The following is a 14381-nucleotide window of genomic DNA, read 5'->3' on the forward strand; positions in this document are numbered from 1 at the left end:
ATGGCGGTGTGTCAGTCAACGTTGCAGTGTCTGACTCAACGCATCATCGGAGCGCTCCTACAGGTATTTGCAGGCTACTAATCCAGCGCCTTCCAGATCTCGTCGGCGTACTCGCGAATAGTCCGGTCAGACGAGAACCAGCCCATGCGCGCCGTGTTGAGCACTGCCGAGCGCCACCATTCGGTGGAGTCGTGCCAGCGCGCCTCGACCTTGGCCTGGGCGTGCCAGTACGACTCGAAGTCGGCGCAGACGAAGAAGCGGTCGTAGTTGATCAACTGATCGATCAACCCTGCGTAACGATACGGATCGTCCGGGGAGAAGACCCCGCCGCGAATCGCCTGGAGCACATCGTTCAGACGTCCGGACGCCGCAATGTCGTTATGGGCGTTGAATTCGCCGGCGTGCTTGCGCGCTTCGACTTCCTGCGCGGTCATGCCGAAGATGAACATGTGCTCAAGCCCGACTTGCTCGCTCATTTCCACGTTGGCGCCGTCCAGCGTGCCGATGGTCAGCGCGCCGTTGAGGCCGAACTTCATGTTGCTGGTGCCGGAAGCTTCCAGGCCCGCGGTGGAAATCTGCTCCGACAGGTCGGCTGCCGGAATGATGCTTTCGGCCAGACTGACGTTGTAGTTAGGCATGAACACCACTTTCAGGCGTCCGCGCAGGGTCGGGTCGTTGTTCACGGTGCGCGCGATGTCGTTCGCCAGTTTGATGATCAGCTTGGCCGAGTGATAACTGGCCGCCGCCTTGCCGGCGAAAATCTTCACGCGCGGCACCCAGTTGGTGCTCGGATCGGCGCGCATGGCCTGATATAGCGCCACGGTGTGGAAAAGGTTCAGCAGCTGGCGTTTGTATTCGTGGATACGTTTGACCTGCACATCGAACATCGCTTCGGGATTGATGACGATGCCCATCCGCTCCTGAATGATCGTCGCCAACGCCTGCTTGCTCTGGAGTCGCTGAGCGGCAAATTCCTTCTGGAATTTCGGATCGTTGGCCAACGGCTCGAGTTTCAGCAGCGCGGTCTCGTGATTATCGAGCACCTGTTCGCCCAGTTCGTTGACCAGCATCGAGGTCAGCTGCGGGTTGGACTGGAACAGCCAGCGGCGGAAGGTGATGCCATTGGTTTTGTTGTTGATGCGCTCCGGGTACAGCTTATGCAGCTGTGCGAACACCGTCTTGCGCATCAGCTGAGTGTGCAACGCCGATACGCCGTTGACGCTGTGCGAACCCAGGAACGCGAGGTTACCCATGCGCACGCGGCGGCCGTTGTCTTCTTCGATCAGCGACACGGCGCGCAGCAGGCCGAACAGGTCAGGATCGTCCTTGTACTCCAGGCGTACGTCGTCGATGTGCTGCGCATTGATCATGTAAATGATCTGCATGTGGCGCGGCAGCATGCGTTCCATCAATCCCACGGACCAGGTTTCCAGCGCCTCGGGCAGCAGCGTGTGGTTGGTGTACGCAAGGGTGCCGACGGTGATGCGCCAGGCTTCGTCCCACTCGACGTCATAGATGTCGATGAGGATGCGCATCAGCTCAGCCACCGCGATCGAGGGGTGCGTGTCGTTCATCTGGATGGCGGCGTGTTCAGGCAGGCTGTTGATCGAGTAGCCCATGTTCTTGTGGCGACGCAGCAGATCCTGCAGCGATGCCGACACGAAGAAATACTCCTGACGCAGGCGCAGCTCCTGACCGGCTTCGGTACTGTCGTTGGGGTAAAGCACGCGCGAGATACTTTCCGCCCGGACGACTTCGGCCACGGCACCTACGTGGTCGCCCGCGTTGAAGCGCTCCAGATGCAAGTCTTCGACGGCACGCGCACGCCACAGGCGCAAGGTGTTGACCGCTTTGCCGCGCCAGCCCACGACCGGCGTGTCATACGCAATGGCGCGCACGGTTTCGCCTGCTGTCCAGACCTGCCGCGTTTCGCCGGAGGCGTCGAGCACCGGCGCACCGGCGGCATCCAGAACCGGCTGAACGCTGCCGCCGAAGCCGATCTGATAAATCACTTCCGGGCGTTCGAATTCCCACGGGTTACCGAAGTCCAGCCAGTTTTCAGTCTGTTCCTGTTGCCAGCCATCCACGATCGCCTGACGGAACAGGCCGTGTTCATAACGAATGCCGTAGCCATGTCCGGCGATGCCCAGCGTGGACATACTTTCCATGAAACAGGCGGCCAGACGACCCAGGCCGCCGTTGCCCAGGGCCGCGTCGGGCTCCAGGGTGCGGATTCTTTCCAGATCGACCTTCAGGTCTTTGAGCGCTTCACGCGCGATTTCCAGGATGCCCAGATTGCTGAGGCTGTCGAACATCAGCCGGCCAATCAAAAACTCAAGGGAGAGGTAATACACGCGCTTTTTTTCTTGCCGATAGATGTAGCGCGTGTGATTCATCCAGCGCTCTGCCATCTTGTCGCGGGTCGCCAAGGCGATTGCCATGAACCAGTCATGGTCGAACGCGTGGTCGGCATCCTTACCGACGGCATACTCGAGTTTGGTAAGCACAGCTTCACGGAATGCTGCCACTTCAGCGTCACGAACGTTGGGTTCCGGAGACATCGGGTACGACCTCAAGTTGGTTAGACGATTAAATGGGGTTGTTTGACTGTAGGGGGTGTCGTCGGTTATTTCCTGCCCAGCGGGTGAAATATCCGCTTGCATGACTCACGGTTCGACTCAGACATGCCGCTCTGGTTCGCAGCTATTTGAACGTTTGAAACGCTTGCATCGATCGTTCCAGTTCGCATCTGGCGGGTGTTGTTTCGTGCGTCAGTGACGATCTTCCGAACCGCGAGGCGCGCGAAAACAAAGGCCACAGTGAAGCAGTAACAGGCAGGCATGATCATTTGTCGATTCGGGTTTATGATGCCCAACGGCAGATAGATAGAAGCCCCTGAATTGGACTTATGGAGCACCTATGCAGACTTTGTACCCGCAGATCAAACCTTATGCCCGGCACGATCTGGCAGTGGAAGAGCCTCATGTGCTGTATGTCGATGAAAGCGGCTCGCCCGATGGCTTGCCGGTGGTATTCATCCACGGCGGGCCGGGTTCGGGATGCGATGCGCAAAGCCGCCGCTATTTCGATCCGAATCTGTACCGCATCATCACATTCGACCAGCGCGGATGTGGTCGCTCAACGCCCCACGCCAACCTCGAAAACAACACCACCTGGCATCTGGTTGAAGACCTCGAGCGCATTCGCAAGCATCTGGGTATCGATAAATGGGTACTGTTCGGCGGTTCCTGGGGCTCGACGCTTTCCCTGGCCTACGCCCAGACGCATCCCGATCGCGTCCATGCGCTGATTCTGCGTGGCATCTTCCTGAGCCGCCCGCAAGACATCAAATGGTTCTACCAGGAGGGCGCGAGCCGTCTGTTTCCGGATTACTGGCAGGACTACGTCGCACCGATTCCTCCGGACGAGCGCGGCGATCTGCTCAGCGCCTTCCACAAGCGTCTGGTGGGCAGCGATCAGATTGCCCAGATGCATGCGGCCAAAGCCTGGTCAACGTGGGAAGGGCGGGTCGCTACCCTGCGCCCGAATCCCCAGGTGGTTGACCGTTTCTCTGAACCGCAGCGCGCCCTGTCCATCGCGCGCATCGAGTGCCACTACTTCACGAACAATGCCTTTCTCGAAGAAAACCAGCTGATCCGCGACATGCACAAGATCGCACATCTGCCGGGCATCATCGTGCATGGCCGCTACGATGTGATCTGTGCGCTGGACAACGCCTGGGAGCTTCATCAGGCCTGGCCGAACAGTGAATTGCAGGTCATCCGTGACGCAGGCCACTCGGCTTCGGAGCCCGGCATTACCGATGCGCTGATCCGGGCGGCCTCACAAGTGGCGCGACGCTTGCTGGATCTGCCACCCGAAGAAGCGTGACACGCCGTAAACCTGTAGGCGTGAGCTTGCTCGCGATTGCTTTATGCCTGACACAATCGTTGTGTCTGACGAACCGCGATCGCGAGCAAGCTCACTCCTACAGGGGCAGTGGACAGCAGTAATAAGAGGTTTGGGAATGAAAGGTTTGCTTCAGCGCGTGCGAAGTGCGCGCGTCGATGTCGAGGGCGTGACGGTCGGCGCCATCGATCAGGGTCTGCTGGTGCTGGTGGGCGTTGAGCCTCAGGACACGCAGGCCAGTGCCGACAAATTGCTGCACAAGCTGCTTAACTATCGGGTGTTCAGCGACGCTGACGGCAAGATGAACCTGTCGTTGAGCGATGTCGGCGGAGGTTTGCTGCTGGTTTCGCAGTTCACGCTGGCGGCAGACACCAAGAGCGGAATGCGCCCCAGTTTTTCGAAGGCGGCACCACCGGCGTTGGGGGCCGAGTTGTTCGAGTATCTGGCGTCGAAGGCAAAAAGCTCGCATCCGACGGTCGAGACGGGCCAATTTGGTGCGGACATGCAGGTTCATTTGATCAATGATGGCCCTGTGACATTTTTGCTGGAGAGCTGATTGCGCTGTTTTGCCTGTCGTACCCGAATTTATTAGGCAAAAAGCCATAAATACTTTGCTTCCCCTGATGCGTTGTAACGCGAGCTACTAGATAATCGCGCGCTACAAAGACGGGCTATCGTTCGTCCAATCGGTAAAAACGCAGAATGGTCCGACATCGTTTGGGGAATCATTGGCCCCTTTCGGAGTCGGAACAATGCTCGCCAACCCGGCATTTGAAAGCTGGCCGTTGGTTTCTTCATCTGTTTTCGGCGAGGGTTGCTCGTGATTGTTAGTCCATGTAATGCACCAAAGACCCCTGGCAAGCGCCTGCGCAGTGCCTTGTTGGCCGGGTCGGCTTTGTTTTGTCTGTTCGGCGCCGGTCAACTTTGGGCGTTCGATCTCGACGACGTGGCGACAAAGGCCAAAGAACTGGCCGGACAGAAATTCGTAGCGCCAAAAAGCAACCTTCCAGCGGAATTCCGCGACATGAAGTTTGCGGACTACCAGAAGATTCGCTTCCTTCAAGAGAAGGCGGAATGGGCCAATGACAAGACCCCATTCAAGATTTCCTTCTACCACCAGGGCATGCACTTCGACACCCCGGTCAAGATCAACGAAGTGACGGCCACTACCGTCAACGAGATCAAGTACGACCCAAGCCGTTTCAATTTCGGCGACTTGAAGTTCGATACCAAAGCGACCGAGAACCTGGGTTATGCCGGCTTCCGCGTCACTTACCCGATCAACAAGGACGACAAGCAGGACGAAATCATGACCATGCTGGGCGCGAGCTATTTCCGCGTCATTGGCAAAGGTCAGGTCTATGGTCTGTCCGCTCGTGGCATGGCGATCGATACGGCCATGTCGTCGGGTGAAGAATTCCCGCGTTTCACCGAGTTCTGGATCGAGAAGCCGAACACCGATGACAATCATCTGGTGATTTTCGCGCTGCTCGACTCCCCTCGCGCGACTGGCGCGTACAAGCTGACGCTGCGTCCTGGCACCAACACGCTGGTAGACGTGCAGTCGCGTATGTACCTGCGTGAGAAGGTCGGCAAGCTGGGCGTCGCCCCGCTGACCAGCATGTACCTGTTCGGCGCGAATCAGCCTTCCAAAGTCCTGAACTACCGTCGCGAGCTGCACGACTCCAGCGGTCTGTCGATTCAGGCGGCCAACGGCGAGTGGATCTGGCGTCCGCTGAACAACCCGAAACATCTGGCTGTCAGCAGCTTCTCGGTCGAGAACCCACGCGGCTTCGGCCTGCTGCAACGTGGTCGCAACTTCAGCCATTACGAAGATCTGGACGACCGCTACGACAAACGTCCAAGTGCCTGGATCGAGCCTAAAGGCGACTGGGGCAAGGGCACCGTCGATCTGGTAGAGATCCCGACTGCCGACGAAACCAACGACAACATCGTTGCGTTCTGGAAGCCGGAAACCCAGCCGGAGCCCGGTCAGCCAGTCGATTTCAACTATCGCCTGCACTGGACCATGGACGAGGATTCCATTCACTCGCCTGATCTGGGCTGGGTCAAGCAGACCCTGCGCTCCACTGGCGACGTCAAACAGTCCAACCTGATTCGTCAGCCTGATGGCAGCGTGGCTTACCTGGTCGATTTCGTCGGCCCGAATCTGGCCAAACTGGGTGAAGACCCTGCGATCCGCAGCCAGGTCACCACCGATGACAACACCGATCTGGTTGAAAACAACCTGCGCTACAACCCTGTTACCAAAGGCTGGCGCCTGACGCTGCGACTGAAGGTCAAGGATCCGAACAAGTCGGTCGAGATGCGCGCTTATCTGCTGCGCGAAACGCCTGCCGAGCCTGGCAAGGAACCTGCGGTCATCACTGCTGACAAATCAGACAAGAAGCCTGAGAAAAAAGCAGACGCCAAAGCCGCTGTAGTGGCCGTGGCGCCGAAGGATGACAAGGCCGAGATCGTCAAGACCGACGCAGTGAAGGCCGGCGACGCGAAAGACACCAAAGATGCCAAAGTGGCCAAGGCTGATGCCAAGGACGCGGGCAAAGCCGACAAGGCTGATGCAGCCAAGCCTGCCGACGCTGCGAAAGTGGCCGAAGCCAAGTCCGATGAGGCCTCCCGTCCGGAAGCCGCGCTGGGCGATGCTGCAAAAGCCAACAAAGGCGCCAAAGACACCCCGCAGCCAGCTGTAGAGGCTGCATCCACCCAACAGGGGCCGGCCATGATTCAACAAGTCCTGACCGAAACCTGGAGCTACCAGTTGCCAGCCGATGAGTAATTCACAAGCCGTGCCAGAGTCTCTGACCGAGTACCTGGCACACCTGCCAATGAGCGACGAGCAGCGGGCAGAACTTGCCAGCTGCACCTCGTTTGCTGAGCTGCATGAACGCCTTTCGGCGCAGACCGTTGCCGATCCTGCCGAAGCCGCGCAGGCTTCGGTGGGTCGCCGTCTGACCCTGACCACCGCTGATGAGCTGCATGACGCCGAAATGCTGAGTGTCGACGCCAGCGGTCGCGTGCGCCTGAAGGCCACGCCGCCGATTCGCCGGACCAAGGTTGTGCCTGAGCCCTGGCGCACCAACATCCTGCACCGCGCCTGGCGCCGGATGACTGGCAAGACCAATCCGCCAAAGCCGGATCAGAGCGATCTTCCGCGTGATCTGCCCAAGGCGCGCTGGCGCACCGTCGGCTCGATCCGTCGCTACATCCTGCTGATCCTCATGCTGGGCCAGACCATCGTGGCTGGCTTCTACATGAAAGGCATCCTGCCGTATCAGGGCTGGTCGCTGGTTTCGTTCGATGAAATCAGCCATCAAACCCTCTGGCAGACAGCCGTTCAAGTGATGCCGTATGCGCTGCAGACCAGCATTCTGCTGCTGTTCGGGATCTTGTTCTGCTGGGTGTCGGCCGGTTTCTGGACTGCGCTGATGGGCTTCCTCGAATTGCTCACTGGCCGTGACAAGTATCGGATTTCCGGTGCCAGCGCGGGCAACGAGCCTATCGAAGCAGGCGCGCGCACCGCGCTCGTCATGCCGATCTGTAACGAAGACGTTCCTCGCGTGTTCGCGGGTCTGCGTGCAACGTTCGAGTCGGTCGCGGCCACGGGTGATTTGGACCGCTTCGACTTCTTCGTGCTCAGCGACACCAACGAAACCGACATCGCCGTTGCTGAGCAACAGGCCTGGCTGGACGTCTGCCGCGAGGCCGGCGGCTTCGGCAAAATCTTCTATCGCCGCCGCCGCCGTCGCGTCAAGCGCAAGAGCGGTAACCTGGATGACTTCTGCCGTCGCTGGGGCGGTGACTATCGTTACATGGTCGTGCTCGACGCCGACTCGGTCATGAGCGGTGAGTGTCTGACCAGTCTGGTGCGCTTGATGGAAGCGACGCCGGACGCCGGTATCATCCAGACTGCGCCCCGCGCTTCTGGCATGGATACGCTATATGCCCGCATGCAGCAATTCGCGACTCGCGTTTATGGTCCACTGTTCACGGCCGGTCTGCACTTCTGGCAGTTGGGCGAATCCCACTATTGGGGCCACAACGCTATCATCCGCATGAAGCCGTTCATCGAGCACTGCGCCTTGGCGCCGTTGCCGGGCAAGGGCGCATTTGCCGGTGCGATTCTGTCCCACGACTTCGTTGAAGCTGCGCTGATGCGTCGTGCCGGCTGGGGCGTGTGGATTGCCTATGACTTGCCGGGCAGCTACGAAGAGCTGCCGCCGAACCTTCTGGACGAACTCAAGCGTGACCGCCGCTGGTGTCACGGTAACCTGATGAACTTCCGTCTGTTCTTGGTCAAAGGCATGCACCCGGTTCACCGCGCAGTGTTCCTGACGGGGGTGATGTCGTACCTTTCGGCACCGTTGTGGTTCTTCTTCCTGGTGCTGTCCACCGCGCTGCTGGCGGTGAACACGCTGATGGAACCGACGTACTTCCTCGAACCTCGGCAGCTCTATCCGCTGTGGCCACAATGGCACCCGGAAAAAGCCGTCGCGCTGTTCTCGACCACGATCGTTCTGCTATTCCTGCCCAAACTGCTCAGCATCATTCTGATCTGGGCCAAAGGCGCGGTGGGCTACGGCGGTCGGATCAAGGTCACGCTGTCGATGCTGCTGGAAATGCTGTTCTCCATGCTGCTGGCGCCTGTGCGTATGATTTTCCACACGCGCTTCGTTCTGGCTGCGTTCCTGGGCTGGGCTGCCACGTGGAATTCTCCGCAGCGTGACGACGACTCCACACCGTGGAGCGAAGCGGTCAAGCGTCATGGTCCGCAGACGCTGCTCGGTTTCGGTTGGGCATTGCTGGTGATGTGGTTGAACCCAAGCTTCCTCTGGTGGCTGGTGCCGATCGTCGGTTCGCTCATTCTGTCGATCCCGGTTTCGGTGATTTCCAGCCGGACCAATCTGGGGCTCAAGGCGCGTGACGAAAGTCTGTTCCTGATCCCGGAAGAGCACACCCCGCCACAAGAGCTGGTGTCGACCGATCAGTACACCCACGAAAACCGCTGGCATGCGCTGAATGACGGTTTCGTTCGTGCCGTGGTCGATCCCAAGCAGAACGCACTGGCGTGTGCGCTGGCGACTTCTCGCCACCGTCAGGCCGAACCGATCGAGTGGATGCGCGTCGAGCGCGTGCGTCATGCGATCAAGGGCGGTCCTGAGCATCTGAACAACCACGAGCGCCTGCAGTTGCTGAGCGACCCGGTCGCGCTGGCTCGCCTGCACGAGCTGGTCTGGGCCGAAGGCAACACCGCGTGGCTGGATGCGTGGCGGGCGTCGGTCAAAGCCGACCCTCATGCGCCGCTGTTGCCGTTGCAACCAGCGACACACGTGAGCGAGGCGACCCTCGTCAACGCCTGAGTGAACGCGTGATAAACAACGCCGCCGAAGAGCAATCTTCGGCGGCGTTTTCGTTTGTTCTACTGTAGCGATGGCGCTGCAAAGGGACCGGTTTTACCAAGCAATCCGAGTAGGACCGGCTTCAGCCGGGAAAGCGCCCAGTGCAGGCGCCATCGGCCTGAGATATGGCAGCTAACGCGTTCCCGGCTAGAGTTGGTCCTACTTCGGCGGCTCGATGAATGGCGTCCCGTCAGTTCACCCGAAACTTGCCCACCATCTCTTGCAACTGCACACCCAGGCGCGCCAGTTCGATGCTGGACGCGGCGGTTTCTTCGCTTGCGGCGGCGGTCTGCTCCGACACGTCGCGCACGTTCAGGACGCTGCGGTTTATCTGTTCGGCCACGCTGCTTTGCTCTTCGCCGGCCGCAGCGATCTGCTGATTCATGGCCTGAATGTTCGACACGGTGCGCGTGATGTGGCCCAGGGCACTGCCGGCCTGGCGACTGAGGTCCACGCTGCTGTCAGTCAGATCACGGCTGGCGTCCAGCGTGCTGACGACATGCTGGGTGCCACTCTGCAGCGCCGCGATCAGCACTTCGATTTCTTCGGTCGACTCTTGCGTGCGTTGCGCCAGACTGCGCACTTCGTCCGCCACCACGGCAAAACCGCGGCCGGCCTCTCCCGCCCGCGCCGCCTCGATTGCAGCGTTCAGGGCCAGCAGGTTGGTCTGCTGCGAAACCGACTTGATGACGTCCAGCACGCCGCCGATCTTGTCGCTTTCAAGCTTGAGCTTGCCCATCGCTTCGGTTGAGTTATTGACCTCGCGCGCCAGACGCTCGATCTGAACGATGGCGTCATTGACCACTTTGTCGCCCTCGCGGGCCTGCTGGTCCGCCTGACGCGCGGCTTCGCTGGCTTCCTCGGCATTACGCGCGACCTCCAGCACGGTGGAAGTCATCTGATTCATCGCTGTTGCAACGAGGTCGGTTTCGTCTTTCTGACTGTTCACGCCGACGCTGGTCTGTTCGGTGACGGCCGACAGCTCTTCGGCGGCGCTGGCGATCTGGGTCACGCCGTCGCCAATGCCGCTGATCAACCCGCGCAGGCTGACCGTCATGTCCTGCATGCTGCGTTGCAGAGCACCCATTTCATCGCGGCGCCTGACATCCAGGTCCTTGCTCAAGTCGCCTTTCGCAATGCGCTCGGCCGCCTTCAGGGTTTCGCGCAACGGCGTGATGATCTGCTGGGTGATCAGCCACGCTGCGAGCAAGCCGAGCACCAGCGCGATAACCGCCACGCCGCTGAGCATCGTGCGCGATTGAGACGCCTCGGCATCGCGTCGCAGGCTTTGCAGTGCCGTGATCTCACCGGTGGATGTCAGGAGTGTGTCGCTCAGGGCCTCCATCGATTCTTGAGCGGCCTCGGCGCTGACTTGCAATTCCTTGAACTGCCGCAAGCTGTCGCGGTAGCCCTGCAGCGTCTTGCGCGCTGTCAGCAGCTCGCCGATGGTGCTCTCGCTTTGGTCCCGAGCGATCTGCTCGACCTCCTGGAGCGCCTCGTCGATGGCGGTGATGGCCGCGACCTCGTAGGATTCTCTTGCGCTGAACACGTACGCCTGCACTTCATAACGCGCATTCTGCACTTGGGCGCGCAGTTGCTGAATGTTGGTGAATTCACCCAGTCGCTCGCTGCTGTCCTGTTCCTGACTGACGGCTTTGAGCACTTCGCTTTCAACCTTGCTGATCGACGCGATGGCCTGCTCGGAGAGGTCCGCCAGACGCAGACGCGAAGCCTCGCGGGCTTTGAGCTGTTGGCCCAGCTCGGCAAAGGTCGATTCCAGCGTTCGCACCGTTTCGCTCTGGCTGTGAAGAAGCTTGAGGATATCCGGGGGCGGGGAATCCTCGCGCAGCACGGCCAGGTGCGCCTCGATTTCGTTAATGCGCGCTACGACGCGGCTCGCATTTTCCGGCGTGTTTTCATCGCGAAAGATAATGCGCTCGGCGCGCAGATCCTTGGTCATGGCGTTGAGCTGGGCGATCGACGTCAGCGACTCCGAGCGCTCGATCATGATGTCCAGGCCGTGCCAGCCGGTCAGCGTGATGGCCAGCGTCAGCAACAGCACCAGACCGAAGCCCAGCGATAATTTGAGTTTGACGCTGGCATTGGCCAGTGCCCGATTGAAGGTGTGCAACATGGGACGTCTCCTGCGGATGAGCGATAAACGCGCATCGGCAGGCGGGACGGGAATGTGACCTGAACAGGTCGTAGGAAATTTCTGAAGCTGAGCGTGAGGTGACGGAGGTCGCAAAACGGCCCAGAAGGGCCGATTCACGGGTCGAAATCAGCAGGCTGATCTAGACGCGAAAGCGGCCCACCAGTCCCTGCAGATGCGTACCCAGTCGGGCCAGCTCCATGCTGGAGGCGGCGGTTTCCTCGCTGGCGGCCGAAGTCTGCTCAGACACATCGCGCACGTTGAGAACACTGCGGTTGATCTCTTCGGCCGTGGCGCTCTGCTGCTCGGCGGCGGCCGCAATCTGTTGGTTCATCGACTGAATGGCCGATACCGTTCGCGTGATGCTCTCCAGTGAGCTGCCGGCCCGACGCGTCAGTTCGACGCTGCTGACGGTCAGGTCATGGCTGGCGTCCATGATCGTAGCGACCTGCTGCGTGCCATTCTGCAAGCTGGCAATCAGCACTTCGATTTCCTCGGTGGACTTCTGTGTGCGTTGCGCCAGGCTGCGTACCTCGTCGGCCACCACCGCAAATCCACGTCCGGCTTCGCCCGCGCGTGCCGCTTCGATGGCTGCGTTCAGCGCGAGCAGGTTGGTTTGCTGAGCGACCGACTTGATCACATCCAGCACGCTGCCGATCTTGTCGCTCTCGCGTTTGAGTTCGCCCATGGCCTCGGTCGAATGGCTCACTTCACTGGCCAGGCGCTCGATCTGGGCAATGGCTTCATTCACCACCTTGTCGCCTTCACGGGCCTGCTGGTCGGCAGCGACCGCCGCCTCCGACGCTTCCTCGGCGTTGCGCGCAACTTCCTGCACCGTGGCGGTCATCTGGTGCATGGCCGTGGCAACCTGATCGGTCTCGACTTTCTGGCTGTTGACGCCTGTGCTGGTCTGTTCGGTGACCGCCGAAAGCTGTTCTGCCGCGCTGGCGATCTGGGTGACGCCATCACCGATGCCGCCGATCAGCTCGCGCAGGCTGACGGTCATTCGTTGAATGCTGCCTTGCAGCTGGCCGAGTTCATCGCGGCGGTCGACGCTGAGGTTATGGGTCAAGTCGCCGGACGCGACGCGCTCGACGGCAACCAGCGTCTGACTGAGTGGTATGACGATCTGGCGGGTAATCGCCCATGCCGCGATGACCCCGAACAGCAGGGCCAGAGCGGTCGCTATGGTCAGCATCGACCGCGCCTGCTGGCTGTCGGCATCGCGCTTGGCGTTCTGCGAGGCGGTCAATTTGTCGCTCAGGTCCAGCAGTTGCTGGCCCAGCGAGGTCATTTTCTCCAGCGCCTGGCGACTGACCTGCTGGGCATCGCGGTACTGGCCCACGGCGGCGCGATAACCCTTGAGGGCCAGGTTCGCGCGTTGTAATTGCGGAATGTATTGCGACGAAACGTCACCGGCCAGCGAGTTGACGCCCATGATGGCTTCATCGATCGCCGCATTGGCGTTTTTCTCGAAGTCCGGATTGCCGCTGAAGGTGTAACCGCGCACCTGGAAGCGGGCTTGCTGGATCTGCTTGCTGACGTCCACCGCGCTGTTGAACTGCAGAATATTGTCGTGCTGGATCAGCGCTTCTTCGATCTTCTTGACCTCATCCACTGCGGCGTCTGCCGTTGCGCCGAGGTTGCTGCGGCTCGCCTCACGCGCCTGCAAAGCCTTGCTCATGTCGTCGAAAGCCTTGCGATAGTCCGCTGCAGCCTGGATCTGCGCGTCCAGCAACTTAAGATCCTCGCCGGCGGTGATCACGCCGCGAGTCTTCTTCAGGTCGCCATCGAGCTTGTCCAATGCGGTCATGACTGCCGTCGCCGTTTCCGGGCTGAACTGAGCTTCATAGCGCATGCGGGCAGTGCGCAAATCCATCGTCTGTTCGCTGATCTGCGAGATCGCCGCGAGCTTGTCGCCGCGCTCGATCAACGACGTCAGGCTCGACCAACCGGTGGCGGTGATGATCAGTGTCAGTAACAGCACCAGCCCGAAACCGATACCCAGTTTGAGGCTGACGCTCACATTTCCAAGGCGGTGGGCAAACCAGCGAGACATGATGATTCCTTGCGGATTATTGTTATGGACGCAGGGTTATCGGCACGTTTATACCGGCCTGAAGCCACGAGAAGGCGGCATATCGGCCAAGTGCCGGATCGCCGATGGAAGCCGATTGCCGGATGCAAGAAGGGTGGAAGCGCTGTGCGGCGTGGAGTCGTCGCGCGCCAGGCACCGAACCGGTGGGAGCGCGCTTGCCCGCGAAGACTGGTTTCCAGCCGCTGCATCTCCACCGGACGCGACGGCCAATTCGCGGGCAAGCGCGCTCCTACAAGGGTACGCGGGGCTGACTAGTGACAAAACCTGTGGGCAAGCTTGCTCATGAACGCTGACGTCCAGACGCTACATTTCCACCGCATACACTGGCCTTTTCCCGGCTGAAGCCGGTCCTACAGGCGCTGCAAATGTATGTAGGACCGGCTTTAGCCGGGAAAGCGTCGGGCGTCACGCCGTTGATCGAGCGGCTGTTAAAGACAGTTGGCTCACTGCCTCAAGGGCATTGCGCCATGGCGTGGTCGCGCCAGAAGACTGAATTACAGCCGAAGCATCTCCAGCGGATGTGCCGGACTCTTCGTGAGCAAGCTCACTCCACAGGAATCTCCGGGCCATTCCCGACCTCTCCGGCCACGCCCAGCTCCCGTAGGAGCGAGCTTGCTCGCGAAGACTGAATTACAGCCGAAACATCTCCAAAGGATGTGCCGGACTCTTCGTGAGCAAGCTCACTCCCACAGGAATCTCCGGGCCATTCCCGAACTCTCCGGCGACGCCCAGCTCCCGTAGGAGCGCGCTTGTTCTGGTCAAGTTTTTCCGGACACCGATTACGGTGATCAAGCCGCCTGCTGCT

7 protein-coding genes and 1 pseudogene are annotated in these 14381 nt (G+C 60.3%); 4 read left to right on the forward strand and 4 right to left on the reverse strand.

Annotated elements, in window-relative coordinates; all coding sequences use genetic code 11:
* Window positions 1-77: 77 nt before the first annotated feature.
* Window positions 78-2561, reverse strand: a complete 2484-nt coding sequence (locus QRN36_RS23925) for a glycogen/starch/alpha-glucan phosphorylase (protein WP_285426305.1) — start codon at window positions 2559-2561, stop codon at window positions 78-80.
* A 358-nt stretch (window positions 2562-2919) separates the two neighbouring features.
* Between QRN36_RS23925 and pip the strand changes: the two genes are divergently transcribed.
* The 4 genes from pip (at window position 2920) to mdoH (ending at window position 9287) form a co-directional block, all read left to right on the forward strand.
* Entirely contained in the window at window positions 2920-3891 is a 972-nt protein-coding gene (pip, locus tag QRN36_RS23930; protein ID WP_285426306.1) for a prolyl aminopeptidase, read from the forward strand.
* Between the two features lie 136 nt (window positions 3892-4027).
* Window positions 4028-4465, forward strand: a complete 438-nt coding sequence (gene dtd, locus QRN36_RS23935) for a D-aminoacyl-tRNA deacylase (protein ID WP_285426307.1) — start codon at window positions 4028-4030, stop codon at window positions 4463-4465.
* Between the two features lie 264 nt (window positions 4466-4729).
* A complete protein-coding gene (locus QRN36_RS23940) occupies window positions 4730-6706 on the forward strand; it encodes a glucan biosynthesis protein G (protein WP_285426308.1) in 1977 nt (658 codons plus the stop codon).
* The gene (mdoH, locus tag QRN36_RS23945; RefSeq protein ID WP_285426309.1) at window positions 6699-9287 is read left to right on the forward strand and encodes a glucans biosynthesis glucosyltransferase MdoH; all 2589 of its coding nucleotides are present in this window, start codon (window positions 6699-6701) and stop codon (window positions 9285-9287) included. The genes QRN36_RS23940 and mdoH overlap by 8 nt, the downstream gene beginning before the upstream one ends.
* A 229-nt stretch (window positions 9288-9516) precedes the next feature.
* Here mdoH and QRN36_RS27750 read toward each other — a convergent pair whose 3' ends face one another.
* The 3 genes and pseudogenes from QRN36_RS27750 to QRN36_RS23955 all read right to left on the reverse strand — a co-directional run bounded on the left by QRN36_RS27750 (window position 9517) and on the right by QRN36_RS23955 (window position 13537).
* Window positions 9517-10392 (reverse strand): methyl-accepting chemotaxis protein, encoded by an 876-nt coding sequence (locus QRN36_RS27750; protein ID WP_373568795.1) that lies wholly within the window; start codon window positions 10390-10392, stop codon window positions 9517-9519.
* Window positions 10378-11460 (reverse strand): annotated as a pseudogene (locus QRN36_RS27755) (methyl-accepting chemotaxis protein); the annotation flags it as partial. The gene QRN36_RS27750 and the pseudogene QRN36_RS27755, both read right to left, overlap by 15 nt.
* A 160-nt stretch (window positions 11461-11620) precedes the next feature.
* Window positions 11621-13537 carry a methyl-accepting chemotaxis protein gene (locus QRN36_RS23955; RefSeq protein ID WP_285426311.1) on the reverse strand — a complete coding sequence of 639 codons (1917 nt, stop codon included), beginning with the start codon at window positions 13535-13537 and terminating at the stop codon, window positions 11621-11623.
* Window positions 13538-14381 lie beyond the last annotated feature (844 nt).

The sequence above is a fragment of the Pseudomonas sp. efr-133-TYG-103a genome, assembly GCF_030209235.1.
Lineage (GTDB): Bacteria > Pseudomonadota > Gammaproteobacteria > Pseudomonadales > Pseudomonadaceae > Aquipseudomonas.

What these genes read in the sequence shown, in the direction of transcription:
- QRN36_RS23925 (WP_285426305.1), bottom strand. Translation starts at nt 2,561, where the DNA reads ATGTCTCCGGAACCCAACGTTCGTGACGCTGAAGTGGCAGCATTCCGT.
- pip (WP_285426306.1), top strand. Translation starts at nt 2,920, where the DNA reads ATGCAGACTTTGTACCCGCAGATCAAACCTTATGCCCGGCACGATCTG.
- dtd (WP_285426307.1), top strand. Translation starts at nt 4,028, where the DNA reads ATGAAAGGTTTGCTTCAGCGCGTGCGAAGTGCGCGCGTCGATGTCGAG.
- mdoH (WP_285426309.1), top strand. Translation starts at nt 6,699, where the DNA reads ATGAGTAATTCACAAGCCGTGCCAGAGTCTCTGACCGAGTACCTGGCA.
- QRN36_RS27750 (WP_373568795.1), bottom strand. Translation starts at nt 10,392, where the DNA reads ATGCAGGACATGACGGTCAGCCTGCGCGGGTTGATCAGCGGCATTGGC.
- QRN36_RS23955 (WP_285426311.1), bottom strand. Translation starts at nt 13,537, where the DNA reads ATGTCTCGCTGGTTTGCCCACCGCCTTGGAAATGTGAGCGTCAGCCTC.